Here is a 22,566-nt window from a genome sequence, read left to right on the forward strand (position 1 = left end):
TGATTAATTTCAATTCAACTATCTAAATTTTGCAATCCACTAATTTTTACACGATCAATATTATGACCATCTAGCTTTATAATCTCAAATTTTAGATTCATATCCATAAAAACCTCTTTTTCTTGAGGTAAGTGACCAAGCTTCCAAAGAATAAATCCAGCTAAAGTCGAGTATCTATCATATTGATCTACCAAATCAACACCAAATAATTTAGATGCATACCGTACATCAACCCAACCATCAACAGTCAAAGACCCATCTTCTTCTACAGTAATATCAAGCTTCTTATCATCTTCATCGGGAAACTCCCCTGCAATAGCTTCCAAAATATTAGCAGGCGTAATCATCCCTTCCAAAACACCATATTCATCTAAAACCATAACAAAAGTCTGTGAAGACTTACGCAAACGTTCCATTAATTTTAAAACACTGATATTCTCGTGAACAACTAAAGGTTTTCTAATAGATCTTTTCAAATTTATAGAACCTTCTTCAACAAAATCTCTCAACAGATTTCGTGCGGATACTATTCCAATAAAATTATCTAAACTTCCTTCAGCAATTGGGAATCTTGAATGCCCTAATTTAAGAATTTTCCATTGTAAATCTTTATCAAAAGAATTTACATCAAGCCATACAATATCAGTACGAGGAGTCATAATGGATTTTGCTGGTCGATCAGCAAGAGTTAAAACACTTTGAACCATATCTTTTTCCTGTTCTGATATTATTTGCTTTTCATGCGGTGAAAATGTTAAAGCATCAGAATTGATATTGAAACACTGAGATTTTATAGGTTTCCCTCCTAGTAAACGCAACACAGCATCAGCAGTTCTCGCCCTCAAACGTGATGTAGACATAAGTCGTTCGCGATTACGTCTCGCTAATTGATTGAAAAATTCAATAACACCAGAAAAACTAATAGCAGTGTAAATGTATCCCTTGGGAATATCAAAGTGTAATCCTTCGATAATAAGCAAGAAACCAATCATCAATAAAAATCCAAGACAAAGTATAACGACTGTAGTATGCCTTGAAATATAACTTATAATTGGCTTAGACACCGCCATCATCATTGAAGTAGACACAACTACTGCAATAGCCATGACGGAAAAATGTTGAACCATACCAATAGCAGTCACTACGCTATCTAAAGAAAAAACAAGATCTAAAACGACGATTTGTAGAGCAATTACTTGCCAAGAAACAGGGCTGACAAATTTATGTTTTTTGTCAAAACCATCCCCTTCTAATCGTTCATGCAGCTCTATAGTTCCCTTGAATAACAAAAAAAAACCACCAACAACCAATATAATATCACGTACGGAAAACGACAATCCTTTGAAGAAAAACAACGGCTGCTGGAACATCACTATCCAATAAGATATAGATGCAAGTAGAGCAATCCGAGTTATCATTGCAAAGGCCAGCCCAAATACAAGAGCTTTTCCCCTTTGAGCAATAGGCAATTTCTCTGTTAATAGTGTGATAAATATTAGATTATCTATACCAAGAACAAGCTCAAGGGCTATCAGAGTAGAAAGACCAATCCATACGTAATAATCGTATATCCAACCAAAAAACATCAAATCAAATTATAAAGTATCAGATGACGTAAACAACTGTATGTCATCCAATTTACCCCCCTTAAATTTAAATACCTTGGATAGAAAAATTAACCTTCATAGAAATCATATCCAGGAAAATATTCGAAAACTATAAACCAATTAAACTTTCAAGAATAAGAGGATATATCCAGCGAACAGCTATAGCTTGAATCATATAATAGATGTTTTACTTCAAAATAAAAAAAATGCAATATCCCTTTTATTATCAGGAATAAAACATTTTATATTCCCTACAAATACCATGCTGTAATTGTTGTTTTCACGATTAATATTATATAGATGTTATCGAATCTATTTTAAACAATCTATAGAAAGGCAATATTTATGACATACGTAGTCACTGAAAATTGCATTTTGTGTAAGCACACAGATTGCGTAGAAGTTTGTCCAGTAGACTGTTTTTATGAAGGAGAAAATTTCTTAGTTATAAATCCAGACGAATGTATCGACTGCGGAGTATGCGAACCTGAGTGTCCTGTTGATGCTATCAAATCTGATACAGAGCCAGGATTAGAAATGTGGTTGAAAATAAACTCAGATTATTCTACTCAATGGCCTAATATTACAATAAAAAAAGAAAGCCTTCCTACCGCCGATGAAATGGATGGAATTCCACAAAAATATAAAAAGTACTTTTCCCCTAAACCTGGAAAAAATATATAAATTGCTGATATCAAAATAACAATAACTTTAACTATTTATACATTATTTTATGTATTGAGAAAAGTTAATTCTTGATTAGGATATATTTTCTGATATAATCGCCCCATCTAGGATGTTTCATAATTTGTATAATAATCTTCCACTTATTAGAAGATTTGCTTAATTTAAAAATAATGGCATCAATCATTGGGTTTATAGTAGATTGTCGAGCATATGTTTAGAAGCACCCTTGTATTAGGTTCTTGTGTCTTTAAATGCTAGTTAGTTTATTGGATATTTTTATATATAAAGGGGGTTTAATGACAGTCCAAAAAAAAAGAGACGCTACTCGACAGGGATTTAGGACTGGAGAGCATATTGTTTATCCTACCCATGGAGTTGGTACTATCACAGAAATAAAAGAACAAGAAGTCGCTGGAATGAAGCTTGAATTTTTTGTGATTGCATTTGACAAGGACAAGATGTGCCTCAAGGTTCCCGTAGAAAAAGCAATTGATATCGGCATGAGAAAACTATCGGAAGCACATTTTGTAGAACGGGCTCTCAGGTTGGTACGCGGGAAAGCAAGAGTCAAACGTGCAATGTGGTCTCGTCGTGCGCAGGAGTATGATGCTAAAATTAATTCTGGAGATCTGATTGCTATTGCAGAAGTTGTTCGCGACTTACACAGGACAGATAGCCAGCCCGAAAAATCTTATTCTGAACGCCAGTTATACGAATCCGCTCTCAATCGCATGGTGAGAGAAGTAGCGGCTGTAAATAGTATATCAGAACCTGAAGCTATTAACTTAATTGAAGTGAACCTATCTTCGAAAAGCTCTAAGGCAGGTAAATCAACAAGAGAAAATCAAGATAAAGCCGCGTAGCAAATATTTTTAGTTTTTATAATAAGAACTTCCATATTACTTATTGTTCTTTTTATAAATAATTAAAATGATAAAGATATTTTTGATACTATTTATTTTCTATTGTTTCTTGTAAACTGTAGATGTCTTGATTGGTTAGACATAAAAAAATAAAGTTAACTGGATACTGGAAGATAGTATATAAATAAAAAAATTACGTCGTTGATTGTAAAAGGTCATCGTACTATATAATATATGAGCATTTCAAAATATCTTCCGATGAAAAGCTTATACATTTGGTGTTTTATGTGATTCTCCAAATCGGATATGTAGAGGGAATAAGAGTTCATGAATCAAAAAGAATGCATAGTGAACACGACAATACGTGAAAAAATTGGCAAAGGCAGCTCTCGTTTATTACGTAGGAATGGTCAAATTCCTGCTGTGGTTTATGGTAATGGGTTTGAACCTAAATCAATCGCTGTATCAACGAAAGATATATCTAAAAGATTATACAACAAAAATTTTATGACAACTATTCTAACTATGAATTTTGACAAGGATTCGGTTAAAGTCATTCCAAAGGATTACCAGCTTGATCCAGTAAGTGATGCTATTATACATATGGATTTCATGCGTATATCGGAAAATTCTTCTATTTCTGTACATATTCCTGTTATTTTTATTAATGAAAATAAATCTCTTGGACTAAAACAAGGAGGAAATCTGAATGTCATTTGTCATGAGATTCCCTTAATGTGTGCAGCAAGTATGATTCCTGATTCAGTTACGGTAGACCTTAGTGATCTAAAAATTGGTGATAGTATCCATATTAAAGATTTATGCTTACCTGAGAACACTTCTCCTGTATCAAATATGAACTTTACGATAGCAACGATCACTGTACCTACATCAGGTTCATAATTAAAATTATTTTTATTTCTTTAAAATAGAACCATTTCATCTATAAATAATAGAAAAATGGTTCTTGGTTAAAAATCAATCTTTATCATAAAAGTATTTTATGTATTTTTAAACTATTAAATAAATGTTTTTATAGACCTTGTACGAAATTACATATAAAAAATTTTTATTATGTTATTTTAAGATTTTTTAACGGGATCTTTTACTATCTTCAAACCTAATTCACGCATCTGCTTATCACTTGCAACAGATGGAGATCCCATGAGAAGATCACAAAAATTCTGATTCATCGGGAACAATGAAACTTCTCGTACACTTTTTGCCTTTAAAAGAAGCATAACTATACGATCAATACCTGCAGCCATGCCTCCATGTGGAGGCATTCCACATTGAAAGGCTCGATACAATCCTCCGAAACGACTTTTAACTATATCTTTGCTTATTCCAACATTAGCAAACGCTTGAAGCATCATATCAGACATATGATTACGAATCCCCCCTGAAGCAATTTCAAAACCATTACAAACTAAATCATATTGAAATGCTTTAACAGATAAAAGATCATTTCCTTTAAGATCTTCTATCCCTCCTTGTGGCATAGAAAATGGATTATGAGCAAAATCTATTTTTTTTTCTTCTTGATTCCACTCATAAAAAGGAAAATCTACAACCCAACACAATTCAAAGCGGTTATAGTCAATAATTTTCAATTCTTGAGCAATGTGATTTCTAGAATCAGCAGCGAATACACAAAATTTCAAAGGATCTCCTGCAACAAAAAAACATGCATCTCCATCCTGCATATCAAGAAACTCACGCATAGCTTCTGTGTTTTCTAGATTTAAATTCTTAGCAACAGGCCCCGTTCCTAATACGTTGTTATTTTCATCTAAACGCCACAGAATATAGGCAAGCCCAGGTTGTTGTTTTTGTGATTTCGCCCACTCATTAACTCGATCACAAAAAGCACGTTTCCCAGCTCTTTTCGCTGGAATTGCCCAAACTTCGTATCCAGGATTAGAAGCTAGCATTTCAGAAAAAATCCGAAATTCAGAATTGACAAAATATTTTGTAACGTTACTCATAACTATAGGATTACGCAAATCAGGCTTATCTGTACCATATTTACGAATTGCATCATCATAGCTAATTCTTAGAAAATTATTATTAACATTATTTCCATCAGAGAACTCTTCGAAGAGTCCACGCATAACATTTTCCATAGTATTAAGAACATCTTCCTGTTCTACAAAACTCATTTCCATATCAAGCTGATAGAATTCTCCTGGAAGCCTATCAGCCCTAGGATCTTCATCCCGGAAACAAGGAGCAATTTGAAAATAACGATCAAAACCCGAGGCCATTAACAATTGCTTGTACTGTTGAGGTGCTTGAGGAAGAGCGTAAAAACAACCTTTATTTACTCTACTTGGCACAAGAAAATCCCTAGCTCCTTCTGGAGAAGAAGCAGTTAAAATCGGAGTAGAATATTCAATAAAGTTCTCTGCAATCATTCTACTTCGCATAGAAGAAATAATTTGAGATCTCTTTATAATATTTTTATGCAGAGTATCTCTACGTAAATCAAGAAAACGATATTTAAAACGAATACTTTCAGGATATTCCCTTTCTCCGAATACTGGAAGAGGCAATTCTTCCGCAACGGAAAGAACTTCTATTTCCTTTGCAAATAACTCTACCTGACCAGTTGAAATATTAGAATTAATAGTTTCTATACTTCTAGCCATAACTAATCCGTCTACGCACAAAACCCATTCGCTACGCACAGACTTAGCAATATTAAAACATGGAACATCTGGATTAACTACCACTTGCGTTATACCATAATGATCACGAATATCTAAAAAAATAATTCCTCCATGAGGACGCACACGATGTACCCATCCTGATAGACGAACACAGGATTCAACATCGGTAAGTCTAAGATCACCACAAGTATGAGTTCGATAACGGTGCATAATATACTAAAATCCTCATAACTTCAGATATTTATTATTAAGATCATGACAATCAATCAACAACATCTGTTTAAATAAAATCCTACATGTCAACAATACAATTTTTACAATACTTCAGCAAACAAAAATTTTTTATACAACCCATTAAAATAATAATTACAAAACCCCGCATTAACTTATAATACATTATTTGAAGTTTTTTATATTAATAGCTATTAATAATTAAATTAAATTAATATATCCCCTTTCTTTTTGCGTATAAAATCAATAAAATTAGAGAAGAGATAATAACTATCTTGCGGGCCTGGAGAAGCTTCAGGATGATATTGAACAGAGAAAACTGGTCGATCAATAAGACGTAAACCACAATTGCTATTATCAAACAAAGAAACATGCGTCTCTTCAAGACCAGCTGGCAAAGTACTAGTATCTATTGCAAAGCCGTGATTCATAGATACTATTTCTACTTTTCCATTTAATAGATTTTTAACAGGATGGTTAACACCATGGTGCCCATGATACATTTTGACAGTTCTAGCTCCAAGCGCTATTCCCAATAATTGATGCCCGAAACATATTCCAAAGATAGGGATCCCTGAATCAACAAGCTTACGAATTATAGCGGAAGAATAAACCGAAGTTGCGGCGGGATCTCCAGGGCCATTAGAAAGCAAAACCCCATCTGGATGGAGAGATATAATATCTTTATAAGGAACATTCGCCCCCACTATTGTTACTCTACATCCTAAAGAAGCTAAAATTCTTTGGATATTACTTTTAATACCATAATCAATACAAACAACATGATATTTGAAATCGCTTGATTTTAAAAAAGAAGTATCTTCTCCCCATTTCCAAGCCTTTTCCAACCAATCTATTTTTTGAGATGTAGTGGCACGTTTCGCCAATTCAGAATTTTTTAAACCACTCCAATTATTAGCACGCTCTCGAAGATCTACAAGATCAAACTTACCATCTGGATTATGAGCAATAACAGAATTTGACACACCATTATCACGTATCCAAACTGTCAAAGCCCTTGTATCTACTCCTGACAAACCAATTATCCCACAAGATTTTAACCATTCGTCAAAATGCATATCCGCACGATAATTTGATGGCTCAGTAATATCAGATTTTATAACGAGACCTGCCGCTCCATTAAAGTTATTTTTAGATAAAGACTCGAAGTCTTGTTTATTAACTCCAACGTTCCCGATATGTGGAAAAGTAAAATTAACTATCTGACCTAAATAAGATGGATCTGTTAAAACTTCTTGATATCCAGTCATAGATGTATTGAAACAAATTTCAGCCTGAATAGAGCCTATCGCTCCACATCCCATACCTTCAATAACACTGCCATCTTTAAGAACCAAAATTGCAGTAGGCTTTTTGATTGTCCATGGGAACGTTCTAGTCATAGAATTTATTCCTTTTAATAGTTGCTATAGAAATTATTGCTTGATTATTCCAGTATACAGACTTAGGATGCTTAAATCATAAATAATATAATTTGATGATTAGTTATTTCCGTATGAACCAATATAATTTTAACATCACCAAGTCAATTTTATCTTTTTAAAGGATGTGTGAAAAGTTAAAGTTTTTCAATATCATAATTTAAAAAAGACGAATGAATGTGAATTAAAAAAAATTAATAATTCGAACATTTATGTTTTGATTTGAATACTACTCTAGTATACTTTATAGTGTGATCGTATTTTAAAATATTTGGCAACAAACCATGGTAAGTAGAATAGTTTAGGAGAGTATGATGATACCTGATAAAAGTGCAAGTTCCTGTAAAGGAAAATGTTTGATGGGTAAGAGTTATTGTAAAATAATAGCTTCACTACTTATTATTGTCATATTTTCCTTAGCATTATGGTTTTATATAAATAATAACTCGCATAAACATCAAAACGATATTGAAAAAGAAAACTTTGCTAAAGCTCTTGATTTTTTTCATAATAATAAGTTAGATGACGCTCTAGTTGCTTTCAATAAAGTGTTATCTCAAGATAACAAAACTTATAGTTCTTTATCTCAAATGTATGTTGCCTCAATACTAGAAGCCACAGGCGATACAAAGAAAGCTGTAGAAAAATTCTTGCAAGTAGCGAACAACAAGTTATCTCCCTCTATTCTTCGTTATACAGCCACCCTACATGCGGCGTGGATTCTAGTTGATACTGAATCATATGACGATATTTCAAAGATTTTAAAAGAATTAATTGATCCTTCTAATCCGATGCGCCAGTCTGCAAATGAAATACTTGGGATATCTGCCTTGAAATCTGGTGATATTGAAAAAGCAAAAGCTATATTCGAAGAAATAATTAATGATCAAAATTCACCTCCTGGAGTTGCAACACGCACTCAAATGATTCTTGCTAATATCATAGCTTCTGATCACGGGAATAAAACAATTAAGAAATAACATAATATGATCTATACAATTGCCATTGTTGGATCACCTAATGCAGGGAAGTCAACTCTTTTTAATCGTATTATTAAGAAGAAAATGGCTATTGTTGGAGATAATCCCGGGATAACGCGTGATCGTTTATATGGAAAAGCGATCATAAATGGTTTTTTGTTTAATATTGTAGATACCGCTGGAATAGAAAATAGAAGAAATCATTGTATTGCTAAGCAAACTAATGATCAAACAGAATTTGCAATTAATGAAGCTCATTTAGTACTCTTTTTAATAGATTCTAAAACAGGTATTTCTCCTTACGATTATACAATAGCATCTTTATTACGCAAAAAAAATATCCCTATCATTTTAGTATCTAATAAGATGGATACAAGTATCTCAAAAAAAAAATTTTTTGACATCTATTCTTTTGGCTTTAAAGATATTGTAAAAATTTCTGCTGAACATGACTTAGGAATATCAGAGTTATATAGTGTAATTATAAAAACTTTTAAGACTAAATATCCTAATTATAAACTTGAAACAAAAGAAGATTCTAAAAAAAATGAAGACATAAAATATGAAAGTATCATATCTAAAGAAAAAAATTGTACAAATTTAACCAATAATAATTCTAAATCTTTACGAATTGCAGTAGTAGGAAGACCTAACGTTGGGAAATCAACACTTATCAATCGATTACTTGGATATAACCGTCTTTTAACAGGATCTCAAGCTGGCATTACGCGAGATTCAATTTCTATAAGTTGGAACTGGAAAAATCATCCAATAGAAATATGCGATACAGCAGGAATGAGAAAACGTTCTCGCATTACTGAATCAATAGAAAAAAAGACAGTAAAAAAAAGCATGCAATATGTTCGTACATGTGAAACAACAATAGTTCTTTTAGATGCTACTATTCCAATTGAAAAACAAGACCTACGTATAGTTGATTCTGTTATTAATACAGGACATGCAGCCATACTAGCTTTTAATAAGTGGGATATAGTTAGTAATAAAATAGAATTGCTAAAAGATTTACGTACCAAGGCAATAAAAAATTTGCCACAAGTCGGCAATATTCGCATAAATACTATTTCTGGACATACAGGAGAAGGACTTAATGACCTTATGGAATCTGTATTAGAAATAAATAAATTATGGAAAACTTGTATTACAACTAGTCAATTAAACTCTTGGCTAGAAAAAACACAGTTTAAAAATCCACCTCCAACAATAATCCATCGTTATAATCGTTTAAAATATATTACACAGATAAAATCATCCCCTCCTTCTTTTTTAATATTTTGTAATTTTCCTAATAAAATACCAGAATCTTATAAAAGATATTTAATAAATAGATTACGTGTAGATTTTTCTTTATCAGGAATTCCAATTCGAATACGTTTTCAGTCATCTAAAAATCCGTATATTAAAAATTAGCATTTTAACATAATAAAGGTTATGATTGGTGTAGTAATAGTTATAAAAGAAGAAATAACATGACTTTTTAAAAAAAGTTATAAAAAAGCTCATATTAGAAAATGTAATTACAATAAATCTATTGCAATCAATCTATAAATCTCAATTGCACAATTAAGTAAATAATCTTTTAGTAAGACAAATTATAAAATCAAATTTATTAATATAAAATAGAAAAAAATATTTTTAGTTACATATTTCTGGACTATATATCATAACTATAATTATTATAATATATTCAAATGAAATACGTCGATAATGATTATAAAATACCAATAGCTTTTTTCAAAGTTTTAACCAAATTTAGCACCTCCCAAGGGAAAAAACCGTCTTTACATCCGCTGCGTCCAAAATGACCATAAGTAGAAGTTTTAGCATATATAGGACGACTAAGATTAAGATGATCTCGTATTCCTGCAACAGAAAGATCCATTACTTTATTAATTGCATTAGAAATACAAATTTCACTTACTTTTCCAGAATTATGAAGATCCACAAAAATTGACAACGGTTTAGATATACCTATGGCATAAGAAAGCTGTATAGTACAACGATCTGCTAATCCAGCAGCAACAATATTTTTGGCTAAGTATCTTGCAGCATATGCAGCAGCACGATCAACTTTTGTAACATCCTTCCCAGAAAAAGCACCTCCTCCGTGCGGAGCTACCCCTCCATAAGTATCTACAATAATTTTTCTACCTGTTAAACCAGCATCACTACATGGACCTCCTATAACAAATTTTCCTGCAGGATTTATATACCAACTACAATCAGGAGAAATTTTTATACCTTCTAAAGCTTTAAGGATATAAGGTTCTACTACAGAACGCACTTTATTACTATCCCAAGTATGATCAAAATGCTGTGTAGATAAGACAATCGATTTAACCTCGCATACCTTATTATTTACATACCTAATAGTAATTTGGCTCTTAGAATCAGGACCTAATTTAGATACATCACCACCATCATTCTTACGAGCATCTGATAGAATACGAAGAATTCTATGTGCGTAATAAATAGAGGCAGGCATAAAATCAGCTGTTTCCCGGCAAGCATATCCGAACATAATACCTTGATCACCAGCACCTGGATTATTACAATCATCGCTAGATTTATCTACTACACGAGCAATATCAACGGATTGAGAGTGCAACAATATTTCTATTTTTACTTTTTTCCAATGAAATCCTTCCTGTTCATATCCGATAGACCTAATTACTGATCGCACAACTTCTTCAAACTTTCCTGCATCTACGACAAATTGATTTGTTATAGAATCTTTTTTCAATAAACTTTGTGGAAGACGAACCTCTCCTGCAACTATTACTCTGTTTTTAGTTACAAGAACCTCACATGCAACACGGACACTGTTTGCGTCTACTTTGCTTTTGATAGCCTCACGATATACAAAATCTACAATCTCATCAGATATACGATCACATATTTTATCAGGATGTCCTTCCGAAACGGATTCACTTGTAAAAAGGAAATCTGCACTCATTTTTAACCTCTAAAAATACCTCTAACAAAAGAATATTTATAGATATAGAATAATGACTTTGCACTGTCTACAACGATCCGTTTAATTATATAGTTTATTATCTTTTAAAAATTCTGTATTTTTTGTTCTGATAATACTATAGATTTTACTAAATCTATTATTTTTTGACGAACTTTAATATCACTTATTTGAAAAAAATAACGATTTAACTGTAATCCATCAGAAGTAGAAATAAAGTCTATAACATTACTTTCTTCAGATGATTCGTCCGAATGAGTCGTAGAAGAGTCATCAAAAAAAAAGGAGATAGGGCTCTCAAGGACTTCAGAAATATGCTGAAGACGACTAGCACCTACTCTATTCACTCCTTTTTCATACTTTTGTACTTGTTGAAACGTTATTCCTAAACACTCGCCAAGTTTCTCTTGACTCATTCCTAGCATCATCCTACGCAAACGAATACGCTTGCCAACATTAATATCAACCGGATTAGGTATTTTTTTGCTTCCAACCATAACTATTACCTTAATTAAAAAATATAAATGTTTAAAAAATAAATGCGTATAATAAAAAATAAATATTGAAATATTAAATAAATTTTAAGTAATTATAGAGTCATTTTACTTCTCTTATTTTTCAAGCTATAATAGCTAAAATTAATAAAATAAACTCAATAATCAAAAAAAATCTCATTTGAATATTAGAATAGAACCTATTTTTTACTTTAGATTGGAAGTGTATGTCAATAGACGCATTCCTACCAACATGCATAGATGAAATAATACGACCTCTCTCATCTATAAAAGCAGAGGCTCCGTTATTCTTGGCTCTAATTAATGGCAACCCAATTTCTACAGCTCTAATCTGTGAGTATCTAAGACTATTATCGTTATTATAATCCATGAATCCAGAAGCATCCATTATATTTAAAATCGCAGTAGATGATTCTAGACTTTTATCAATATCTTGATAAAAAAATACATCTGAAAAGAGAAGAGGATATAACCTTAATTTTTCAGATAATTCTAATACTGGAGATATATCGGAAACAGAATAATTTAACGGAAACATAGCAAGATCAAAATTTAATTTTTTCAGAATATTTCTATATGGCAAATACTCAAAAAAAGGAATTAAATGTTTTGCATTTGAAGATGATAAAATTTCTCCCTTACTATTGATGATATAAACTGATTTATAAAAATAACTTTTTCCATTCAATAACTCTTTCCTTATAGATCCTAAGATCAATAGCTGTTCTTTCTTGATAGAATTTGCTATACGCTTAAGTGTATCTGGTTGATCTATTAAAGAATAAGGAAAGGGGAGACCTGCCCAAACAATAACAGAAGGCTCTAATTCTCCTGAAGATACTGGCAATACCGCTAAAGATAAATATCTATCTAAAATATTTTTATAGTCTTCTTTTATTATATCATTAGTATCAGGCTGTACTATGCGTATGATAGGAGATATTTTATCAAAGTTTAGTGCGTATTTTGAATCATCTATTAAAATCCACAAGCCATATAAAACATGAGATATCAACAATATACTAGATATAGATATACCTATATTGACATCCTTACGAGTTCCGAACAATGCAGGTGAAGAAAAGCAAAAAACACTCAATGCATTCATTCCAAAAGATCCTATCAAGTGTACAGATTGCATCATTAAAGGTATTGGCATGGCAGCATATCCTATAGCACACCATGTTCCTATTCCAATAAAACTACGTAACCATTCAGAAAATCCAACAGCGCATGCAAAAATGCATATACGACCCATACCTGTAGACCATAATAATGATGACATAGCAGTAGCTATGCCATAAAATATAGCTAAGAAAAAAGGAATAATCGCAACAAAAATCACAACTCCCCAGAAAGGGAATAAAGGATTAATATTGTATATTATTCCTTCTCTTAAACACCAAAGTCCTACTAAAAAATATCCAATACCAAATAACCAGCCTAAAAAAAAAGAAGATTCAATTCTACTGATAGAACCTGTTCTGCTTTTAGTTGATGAAACACCATCTAACAGCCATATTAATAACGTAAAAGATACAAACGAAGCGAAAAACAAATCGCAGGGCGGCATAGAAAAACCGCCTATAATACCAGCTAATACTGCAAGAAAATATCGCCTCGCTCCAGATAAAAGCATAACTTTTCCGGCTATACTATCCAACTTAATAATCTCCTTTTTATTAATTGAATATTAAAATATTTTTAAAAAAATCATATTAAATATAAAAAATATACTTCTAAATAAATTAATTTTTAAAATGAAAAAGACGCCTAATACGAACAATACGAACACAACGAACATCTGCCTCTAGAATTACAATCTCAAATCCAGGAATTTCCAGAATCACTTCACCCTTCGATGGTATACGATCTAAAACCGAAAAAATTAGACCACCTAAACTATCAACATCTTGTTCTCCTTTGAGAAAATTACAATCCGCACCTATAATTTTTGCTAATTCTTCTAAATCAGTACGAGCATCGACTATAAAAGTATTATCAGATATAGCTGAAATCATTGGTTTACCATTTCGCTCAGAAGTAACATCACCTATTAAAACCGATACTATATCTCCATAAGATACAAGACCTTCTGTACCACCGTATTCATCTATTACTAGGGCTATGTGCACCCTGCTTTCTTGAATTTTCCTTAATAATTCGGACACTAACATAGAGGATGGGATGAAAAGAATATCTTTTATTAAATTTGATTCAGATAGATTCATATCTAAATTAATATTATTGGTATGAGCGATACACGATACTAAATCGTGCATACGAATCATTCCCCTTGGATTATCCAAACTATCCTTGTAAACCGGCATCCATGATCTGCCATACTTCTCAAACATCAACATTACTTTGCGAATTGTGGCTTTATCTTCTACTGCATCTATGTTGATACGCGGAACCATAATATCACAAATCCGTATTTCACGAAAACGCAAAATATTATTAAAAATTTTTTTTTCTGTATCGGAAAAAATACCTTCTAAATTTTCATCTATCAATGAAGATCTAACATTCTTATGACATCTTGAACCAATCAATTTCTTCCATATTTTACTAAATGCCCGCATACAACTTGCCCAAAAAATAGAGAACGATATTCTAGGTATAGAATCTGGTAAATCTATATCTCTACTATTTTCTTGCGTACATCTAGACGAATTTATTTTAATATCGCTCATAGTTCAAAGTTTTTTTTATAACTTAATCCATCTCATAAGGATCATCTATACCAAGACTTTCCAAAATAGATCGCTCTAACCCTTCCATTAAAAAAGCATCTTCATCATCAACATGATCATATCCCAAAAGATGCAGAAAACCATGTATAATCAAATGCACCAAGTGATCTTTGAGTTTTTTCCCTAGTACACTAGCCTCTAGTTCTATTATTTCATAAGCAAGAACAATATCTCCCAACATTAATCTAGAATACCCATCAGATAATGTAGATACAACTGGGAAAGACAATACATTAGTTGGTTTATTCACCCCAAGATATTGGAAATTAAGATCTTTAATTCTTTTAGAATCAGTGAATACAATAGATACTTCAACAGTATTTCCTTCTATTAAATATCCTTCAAAAATCAGAATAGATATTGATTTTGCAAATATTTCTTCACATAAATTTCTCAAACAAAAATCGCCACTCCACAGTGAACTTTCCACAGCTATTTGAAAATCTAACCTAGGAAGAATCATTTTTTTTATAGACAAAAAAATCCTTTCTCTAGATAAAAAACATCAATTTTTTTAACAAGAACTATAAAAGTGAATTTATACTTAAAATATCAAATTGTTAATTTTTTTTAACTTCATATGAGAAAAACATTCTCCTTTCAAAAAAAAGAACTACCTCTATCCATTGTGCATATATTATATAATTATCTTACACTTTGATATCATAAAACTCCATTAGAAAAACTATAATATAAAAATTAATCCCAATACATAACTTAAGATTTTTCTAAGTTTCAAACACTAATTCTCCGTATAAAGTACTAATTTTAACATCTGTGATGCGTACTTTAATAATATCACCAATATTATTATTTTCTGAATTAAAAACCACAGATTGTAACCATGGAGACCTTCCTACCAATTGGCCTTTTGCCCTTCCCCTTTTTTCTATTAGCACCTCCATAACTTGACCAATACATGCATTATTAAAAGAAACTTGTTGCTCACGAAGCTTTTCCTGAAGGCATAGCAACCTTTCTTTTTTAACACTCTCATCTATTTGTCTTTGCATATTTGAACCAGGAGTACCTGGACGAGGTGAATATTTAAATGAAAAAGACTGTGAGTAACCTATTTCATCGACAAGTTTCATCGTTGATTCAAAATCACTATCAGATTCTCCAGGGAACCCAACGATAAAATCACTAGAAATAGCTATATTAGGGCGTACAGATCTAATACTGTTAATTATTTGCCGATATTCATCTACTGTATGTCGCCTATTCATAGATTTTAGTATTCTATCCGAACCAGATTGTACTGGCAAATGAAGATATGGCATAAGAATATCTAAATCACCATGAGCCTTTATTAAACAATCACTCATATCTCGTGGATGACTAGTTGTATATCTTAATCTTATTAAACCTTTTATCTCAGAGAGAGAATACAGCAAATCACTAAAAGTACACTGATGGCCATTTAAACCTTTTCCACGCCAAGCATTAACATTTTGCCCTAATAAGGTGATTTCACAAACACCATTTTCCACAAGCTTGCGAGCTTCATTAACAACTTGAAATAATGATCGTGAGATCTCAGCTCCACGAGTATATGGAACAACACAAAATGTACAAAACTTATCACAACCTTCTTGTATGGTCAGGAAAGCCGCGACTCCACGCTTCCTATTATAACCACCATCAACGATGGAAAGACGCTCAAATTTATCCTCTAAAGAATAATCAGTATCTACGACTCTTTTTCCTAATCGAGCGATCTCCAATAACTCTGGCAAACGATAATACTTTTGTGGACCAACAACCACATTGACTATAGGAGAACGCCTTAAAATTTCCTCTCCTTCGGCTTGAGCCACACAACCCGCCACTACAACTATTTTATCTTTGCCTTCTGCTTTATGAGAATTATTTAAATTCCGTATTCTACCTAAAGATGAATAAACTTTTTCTGCTGCTTTTTCTCTTATATGACAAGTATTTAAAACAACAAGATCAGCGTCATCTATAGAATCAGCTTTTTCATATCCTTTAGAAAAGAATATATCTTCTATGCGCAAAGAATCATAAACATTCATTTGACAACCATAGCTCTTAACAAAAAATTTTTGCGGACGAATAACCTGATTGACAATCTGCAAAACCATTTAATAACACCTACTGTTTTTAATAAATAAAACTAAATCACCGCTGAATAGATAATATCCATAATCCTATTTAAAAGAAAAAATTTTTTCAATTTAAGAAAAAAACACTAAATCAAATTAGCTTATCAATCCATAGGAAACTACATATATCTTGTGATTACCTTTAAAAACACATATAAAATACATCTTTTATGAAAGAGCATAGGAAGATTGCAGGTAAATAGGAGAAGGGGAAGAACAATCACTTGAAATTCCTAATTGAGATAAAACATCCATAGGAAGAATATCAATCTCACCTTCAATTCCTCTTATAGAAGATAGACCAGATCCCACTATTTCTCCCTCAAAACTATCAACTTCAAAACGAGCTTGTTCATAATTAAGAATAATAGGATCAAATAAAGGAATCCCATCTAAAGAAAATTTCTGACAACAAATTCTCTGATGCAATAAACTAACCAAAACCATGACAGGATATCTAGGATTACTGTTAAGATGAGAACGAGCTAAAACTTCTAGATTACCTACTCCCAAAACCGGCTTTCCTAAAGCCACAGAAATACCACGAGCAACAGAAATGGACACTCGCACGCCAGTAAAAGATCCTGGACCCAATGCGGTAACAACACGATCAATCTGAGAAATATCTAAGTTAGAATAACTTAATACTGAATCTATCGCTGGAATCAAGTGTTCAGCATGACCACGCTTTAAATTCTTAAGATAAGAACCTACGATACAACCAGAATTGCTATCATAAATAGCAACAGAACAATTAGTTCCTGTAGTATCAAGTGCTAATACAATCACAAAAACAAACCTACTTTAAACTGTACGAATATCTTTTACTTCAGGAACGAAATGATTTAAAAGATTTATTACACCATATTTTAGTGTTTCACTTGCAGAAGGGCATCCTGAACAAGCTCCTACCATGCTCAAAAAGACAATCCCATCCCTATATCCTTTAAAAACTATATCTCCTCCATCTTGAGCTACAGAAGGACGAACACGATTATCTAAAACGTCCTTTATTCTCTGTACAATAGCACTATCACTTTCTAAAAAATCTCCATCTTCTATACCACTTAATTCTGATCTTCCCAATCCAACATCATAAATAATTGGATCACTGGAAATAAAATGTTCCATAATCATCCCTAAGATGGGGGGTTTAAGATGATCCCAATCATATCTATATTTTGCGACTGTGATAAAATCATATCCTAGATAAACGGATTTAATTCCCGATATAGAGAAAATTCTAGATGCCAAGGGAGATGCCTCAGCTTCCTTAGCATTGTAAAAATGAATCGTTCCACGCTCAAGAACTACTTTTCCTGGAATAAATTTCAGAGTCGCGGGATTAGGAGTATCCTCAGTTTGTATAAACATAACCACCTATAAAATATCAAAATATTCATGACTATAATATCATATTTCAAGGTTATAACAATCATTGCCTTAAAACAATAGCTTCTATTCATTTCCATGACTTATCATCATGATGAATGATATCACAAAATTACTGTGAATTTGCTTGGATTTTACGGCGATCATGCACACGTTGGTACGCAAGTTTTTTATGGTAATCACAATATGGGGAATCATTATGCACATCACTTCCACAAAAAGAAAAATCTTTTCCAAAAGGATCTCCCAAAGGCCATTTACAAGTATTTTCAGTTAATTCCATTAATCTAAGACAACGCGAAATAGGCAATACAACCCCTGAAGAAGCAACATTATTCTTTTCTAAAGTCTTTGATTTTCGCTTAGTACTTGCATTCGGAAGCCGCTCTTTTAAAACAGGCTCACGGATACACATTTCAGGAGATTGTCTAATCTTACGAGAATCAGTCTCCGTAGCTACACTCTTACTATCATCCTCATATTGTTTGTTTCCAGTAGCCTTAACACGATTGGACAATAATAACCTATGCAATTTGCCAATAACAGCATTGCGAGTCACGCCACCTAACTGAACAGCAATTTGGCTTGCACTTAACCCTTCCGACCAAAATTTTTTAAGCTTATCAATTCTTTCATCAGTCCAGACCATTGATCTACCCACCTTCTCAAATTTCTAGTAACGAGCTAGAAAGAACAAATGCTCAACGAATCATCTGATAACTACTTATTAACCCTAGACCTTATTCCGATCTTATGTAAGCGTCAACAGGTAGAAAAAGGCTGTGAATTAAATAATTCACATTAATAATATATAGGAGAAGCGTTCTATTCTGCAATTTCCTTTTTATTAAAAGTATGATTTATTAGAATGATTATTGCAAATAATAATAGATAATAACTAGATTAGGAATTCGCTATTTCTATTTTTAAAAGTGTACTCAATAGGAATAATTGAATGAATAAAAATAATTTTTTATTTAATACTTATGATCGAGCAAATATTCGCTTTGAAAGAGGAAAAGGAGTATGGCTATTTTCCGAAAATGGAACTCCTTTTCTAGATTTTGCATCTGGAGTTGCAGTAAATTCTCTTGGACATTCACATCCAGAGTTGGTCGCAACACTCAAATCACAATCTGAAAAGCTATGGCATAATTCTAATCTTTATCAATCAACACAACAAGATATTTTTGCTAGTAATCTAATAAATAGCACTTTTGCAGAAAAGGTTTTTTTTACTAATTCTGGAACTGAATCAGTGGAATGTGCTATTAAAACAGCACGTCGATATCATTATATGAAAGGTAAAACCAATAAGTTTCGCATTGTTACGTTTGAAGGAGCTTTTCATGGACGTACGTTAGCGGCAATATCTGCTGGAGGAAAGCCACAATATTTAGAAGGATTCGGCCCAAAAATTGAAGGATTTGATCAAGCTAAATTTTGTGACATCCAATCTCTTAAAAATAAAATTAGCGATGATACTGCAGCTATTTTAATAGAACCAATCCAGGGTGAAAACGGCATTCAAAAGGCGTCTCCACATTTTTTAAAAGAACTGCGTAAAATTTGTAATGCTATTGATGCTTTACTAATATTTGACGAAGTACAAACAGGATGTGGGCGTACTGGTAAACTATTTGCTTATGAATGGACTAATGTTAAACCTGATATTATGGCGATTGCTAAAGGAATAGGAGGAGGCTTTCCTCTTGGAGCTTGTTTGGCAACAAATAAAGCAGCATCTTGTATGAATAAGGGATCTCATGGATCTACATATGGAGGCAATGCTTTAGCTATGGCTATAGGGACAAAGGTTCTCAATATAATAAGATCAGATGGTTTCCTCGAAAGAGTAATAAATATTTCTAAAATATTATTTGAAGGATTGGTTGAAATTAAAAATCGTTTTCCAAACGTTTTTTTAGAGGTGCGCGGGCAAGGGCTGTTAATAGGATTAAAAACCGTACTGTCTCCTGCAATAATGGCAGAAAAATTTAGAGATGAGTGCCTTTTAACAGCCCCGGCAAGCAATAATGTTGTACGCATCCTTCCCCCTCTAACAACCACCGCAGAAGAGGTTGATGAAGGATTAAAACGCATCGAACGTGCTGCTATTAAATTGTAATAAAATATATAAATGGCTTAGATATTATCTAATAGCCAAATAGTTTAAAATAGGATTTTCAATATCATGACTTATCTGAAACACTTCACTGACTTATCAAGTATCTCGTCATCAGATCTTTCTTTGATCTTAGAAAACGCAAAAAAAATAAAAAAAAACCTAAACAATCTTCATGATAGTAAACCTTTGTCTGGAAAAGTACTGGCGATGATTTTCGAAAAACCATCTACACGTACTCGTGTTTCTTTTGAAGTGGCAATGAAACATCTAGGCGGAGAAACAATATTTTTATCTGGATCAGAAATGCAACTAGGGCATGCTGAAACCATTGGAGATACCGCAAAGGTTCTTTCTCGTTATGTGGATGCCATAGTAATGCGTACAACTCAGCATTCACGTATTTTGGAGTTAGTAGAAAATTCAACAGTACCAGTTATAAATGCCTTAACTGATAATACTCATCCTTGTCAAACTATAGCAGATATTATGACGTTTGAACAACACCGTGGATCAGTAAAAGGGAAAATCTTTTCCTGGAGCGGAGATGGTAACAATGTACTACACTCTCTAATAGAAGGAGCAGCACGATTTAATTATTGCCTTAATATCGCGACTCCTATAGGATCAGAACCTAAAAGTGAATACTTAGATTGGGCAAGGAATCAAGGAGCTTCTGTAGAATTATTCCACGATGCTTTAAAAGCCGTTAAAGGATCTCATTGTGTTTTAACAGATACATGGGTATCTATGAACCAAGAATTTAGAGCACGTGAAGAACACGTATTTAAACCATTTCAGGTAAATAATTCTCTTATGTCTGCAGCTAATTCCAATGCATTATTTATGCACTGTTTGCCCGCATGTAGAGGGAAAGAAGTTACAAGTGAAGTTATGGACGGATGTCAATCAGTAGTTTTTGATGAAGCTGAAAATCGACTTCATACACAAAAAGCAATTCTATTATGGTGTTTTGGAATAATCTGAATAGAAGGCATATTATATTAGTCTTTTCATGTTTTTGTTTTATAGGATAAAATTCAAATTGCTTAGCGTATTTAATAAATTAGCATTAAAGGGTTTATTACACTTAGATCCTGAAATAACGCATCGATTATCAATTGTTGCTCTAAAATCAGGATTATTATCTTTTCTCCCTACACAAGAAGATTCCCGCCTCAAGATAAATGTTGCTGGAATACCATTTACCAATCCTTTAGGAATGGCAGCAGGATATGATAAAAATGCTGAAGTACCCATAGAATTATTAAAACTTGGATTTGGTTTTGTAGAAATCGGAACTATCACTCCAAATCCCCAAGCTGGAAACAAATGCCCAAGAGTTTTTCGATTATCTAAAGATAAAGCTATAATAAATAAACTTGGCTTTAATAATGAAGGATACAATGCTGTCTTTTTACGCCTTTCTAAAATAAAACCCATCTCTCCTATCGGAATAAACATAGGAGCAAATAAAGATAGCAAAGACTTTATCTTAGATTATGTATTAGGAATCCGTCTTTTTTTTACGCTTGCTTCTTATTTTACTATTAACATTTCATCGCCTAATACACCGGGTTTGCGCAATTTGCAAAAAAAGGAAAATCTTGAAATATTGCTGACTCATATCATGCAAACAAGAGAAGAAGAAAAAATAAAAACAGGGAAATTTGTACCTATATTTTTGAAAATATCCCCAGATCTATCAGAAGAAGAATTAGACGATATAGCTTTTACAGTGATTTCTCATAAAGTAGAAGGACTCATTATTTCCAATACCACTATCTATCGCGAAGGATTACAAGAATCATCATACATACAAGGGAAAGATGGAGGCTTATCTGGATCCCCCCTTTTTCAAAGATCTACTATAATACTTGCAAAAATGAGACAACGTGTCGGTTCTAAAATAGCTATTATTGGAACTGGAGGGATATCTTCCACAAAAGATGCTCTTGACAAAATAATGGCTGGAGCAAATCTAATACAAATTTATTCATCAATGATTTACGAAGGTATATCCCTACCAACACGTATTATAAAAGGATTGTCTAATTTTTTAAATAATGAGAATGAAAAAAACTTTGAAAATATCAGAGGATCTAGTACTGAATATTGGGCTAAAAAAACAGTATAAAAATTATTTTGCAAAACAATATTTCATTAATATCTTTC

The 22,566-nt window shown here is 32.5% G+C and carries 20 protein-coding genes; 8 read left to right on the forward strand and 12 right to left on the reverse strand.

The window, feature by feature from the left end:
- Window positions 1-14: 14 nt before the first annotated feature.
- On the reverse strand, window positions 15-1,586 hold the full coding sequence (locus GY664_RS00685; protein WP_333947538.1) for a TerC family protein: 1,572 nt from the start codon (window positions 1,584-1,586) through the stop codon (window positions 15-17).
- Between the two features lie 366 nt (window positions 1,587-1,952).
- On the opposite strand from GY664_RS00685, the gene fdxA reads away from it, so the two are divergent.
- The 3 genes from fdxA (at window position 1,953) to GY664_RS00700 (ending at window position 4,060) form a co-directional block, all read left to right on the forward strand.
- Window positions 1,953-2,291 carry a ferredoxin FdxA gene (gene fdxA, locus GY664_RS00690; RefSeq protein WP_333947539.1) on the forward strand — a complete coding sequence of 113 codons (339 nt, stop codon included), beginning with the start codon at window positions 1,953-1,955 and terminating at the stop codon, window positions 2,289-2,291.
- A gap of 299 nt (window positions 2,292-2,590) precedes the next feature.
- Window positions 2,591-3,157, forward strand: a complete 567-nt coding sequence (locus tag GY664_RS00695; RefSeq protein WP_333947540.1) for a CarD family transcriptional regulator — start codon at window positions 2,591-2,593, stop codon at window positions 3,155-3,157.
- 327 nt (window positions 3,158-3,484) lie between these two features.
- Entirely contained in the window at window positions 3,485-4,060 is a 576-nt protein-coding gene (locus GY664_RS00700; RefSeq protein WP_333947541.1) for a 50S ribosomal protein L25/general stress protein Ctc, read from the forward strand.
- A gap of 179 nt (window positions 4,061-4,239) precedes the next feature.
- On the opposite strand, the gene aspS is transcribed toward GY664_RS00700, so the two are convergent.
- A complete protein-coding gene (gene aspS / locus GY664_RS00705) occupies window positions 4,240-6,039 on the reverse strand; it encodes an aspartate--tRNA ligase (protein WP_333947542.1) in 1,800 nt (599 codons plus the stop codon).
- Window positions 6,040-6,266: 227 nt separating this feature from the next.
- Window positions 6,267-7,463: a glutamine-hydrolyzing carbamoyl-phosphate synthase small subunit gene (gene carA, locus GY664_RS00710; protein WP_333947543.1), complete on the reverse strand. Its 1,197-nt coding sequence runs from the start codon at window positions 7,461-7,463 to the stop codon at window positions 6,267-6,269.
- Window positions 7,464-7,816: 353 nt separating this feature from the next.
- Between carA and GY664_RS00715 the strand changes: the two genes are divergently transcribed.
- Both GY664_RS00715 and der read left to right on the forward strand, forming a co-directional pair.
- Window positions 7,817-8,482, forward strand: a complete 666-nt coding sequence (locus tag GY664_RS00715) for a tetratricopeptide repeat protein (RefSeq protein WP_333947544.1) — start codon at window positions 7,817-7,819, stop codon at window positions 8,480-8,482.
- Between the two features lie 6 nt (window positions 8,483-8,488).
- Entirely contained in the window at window positions 8,489-9,910 is a 1,422-nt protein-coding gene (gene der, locus GY664_RS00720) for a ribosome biogenesis GTPase Der (protein WP_333947545.1), read from the forward strand.
- 301 nt (window positions 9,911-10,211) lie between these two features.
- On the opposite strand, the gene metK is transcribed toward der, so the two are convergent.
- The 9 genes from metK to GY664_RS00765 all read right to left on the reverse strand — a co-directional run bounded on the left by metK (window position 10,212) and on the right by GY664_RS00765 (window position 18,915).
- Window positions 10,212-11,456, reverse strand: a complete 1,245-nt coding sequence (metK, locus tag GY664_RS00725) for a methionine adenosyltransferase (protein WP_333947546.1) — start codon at window positions 11,454-11,456, stop codon at window positions 10,212-10,214.
- 104 nt (window positions 11,457-11,560) lie between these two features.
- The gene (locus GY664_RS00730) at window positions 11,561-11,971 is read right to left on the reverse strand and encodes a helix-turn-helix domain-containing protein (protein ID WP_333947547.1); all 411 of its coding nucleotides are present in this window, start codon (window positions 11,969-11,971) and stop codon (window positions 11,561-11,563) included.
- Window positions 11,972-12,092: 121 nt separating this feature from the next.
- Entirely contained in the window at window positions 12,093-13,652 is a 1,560-nt protein-coding gene (gene lnt / locus GY664_RS00735; RefSeq protein ID WP_333947548.1) for an apolipoprotein N-acyltransferase, read from the reverse strand.
- 85 nt (window positions 13,653-13,737) lie between these two features.
- Window positions 13,738-14,685 (reverse strand): transporter associated domain-containing protein, encoded by a 948-nt coding sequence (locus GY664_RS00740; protein WP_333947549.1) that lies wholly within the window; start codon window positions 14,683-14,685, stop codon window positions 13,738-13,740.
- 22 nt (window positions 14,686-14,707) lie between these two features.
- The gene (gene ybeY / locus GY664_RS00745) at window positions 14,708-15,223 is read right to left on the reverse strand and encodes an rRNA maturation RNase YbeY (RefSeq protein ID WP_333947550.1); all 516 of its coding nucleotides are present in this window, start codon (window positions 15,221-15,223) and stop codon (window positions 14,708-14,710) included.
- Between the two features lie 250 nt (window positions 15,224-15,473).
- A complete protein-coding gene (miaB, locus tag GY664_RS00750; protein WP_333947551.1) occupies window positions 15,474-16,853 on the reverse strand; it encodes a tRNA (N6-isopentenyl adenosine(37)-C2)-methylthiotransferase MiaB in 1,380 nt (459 codons plus the stop codon).
- 189 nt (window positions 16,854-17,042) lie between these two features.
- A complete protein-coding gene (gene tsaB, locus GY664_RS00755) occupies window positions 17,043-17,663 on the reverse strand; it encodes a tRNA (adenosine(37)-N6)-threonylcarbamoyltransferase complex dimerization subunit type 1 TsaB (RefSeq protein WP_333947552.1) in 621 nt (206 codons plus the stop codon).
- A 15-nt stretch (window positions 17,664-17,678) separates the two neighbouring features.
- A complete protein-coding gene (locus tag GY664_RS00760) occupies window positions 17,679-18,248 on the reverse strand; it encodes a NifU family protein (protein WP_333947553.1) in 570 nt (189 codons plus the stop codon).
- Window positions 18,249-18,378: 130 nt separating this feature from the next.
- Window positions 18,379-18,915: a GcrA family cell cycle regulator gene (locus GY664_RS00765; protein WP_333947554.1), complete on the reverse strand. Its 537-nt coding sequence runs from the start codon at window positions 18,913-18,915 to the stop codon at window positions 18,379-18,381.
- A 306-nt stretch (window positions 18,916-19,221) separates the two neighbouring features.
- Here GY664_RS00765 and GY664_RS00770 point away from each other — a divergent pair, with 306 nt between their 5' ends.
- From GY664_RS00770 to GY664_RS00780, 3 genes are all read left to right on the forward strand, one after another.
- Window positions 19,222-20,394 carry an aspartate aminotransferase family protein gene (locus GY664_RS00770; RefSeq protein WP_333947555.1) on the forward strand — a complete coding sequence of 391 codons (1,173 nt, stop codon included), beginning with the start codon at window positions 19,222-19,224 and terminating at the stop codon, window positions 20,392-20,394.
- Window positions 20,395-20,460: 66 nt separating this feature from the next.
- Complete coding sequence (gene argF, locus GY664_RS00775; RefSeq protein ID WP_333947556.1) at window positions 20,461-21,378, forward strand: ornithine carbamoyltransferase; 918 nt, start codon at window positions 20,461-20,463, stop codon at window positions 21,376-21,378.
- A 58-nt stretch (window positions 21,379-21,436) separates the two neighbouring features.
- On the forward strand, window positions 21,437-22,528 hold the full coding sequence (locus tag GY664_RS00780) for a quinone-dependent dihydroorotate dehydrogenase (RefSeq protein ID WP_408612115.1): 1,092 nt from the start codon (window positions 21,437-21,439) through the stop codon (window positions 22,526-22,528).
- Window positions 22,529-22,566: the final 38 nt, after the last annotated feature.

The organism is Candidatus Liberibacter brunswickensis, assembly GCF_036858155.1.
In the GTDB taxonomy this organism is placed as follows: domain Bacteria; phylum Pseudomonadota; class Alphaproteobacteria; order Rhizobiales; family Rhizobiaceae; genus Liberibacter; species Liberibacter brunswickensis.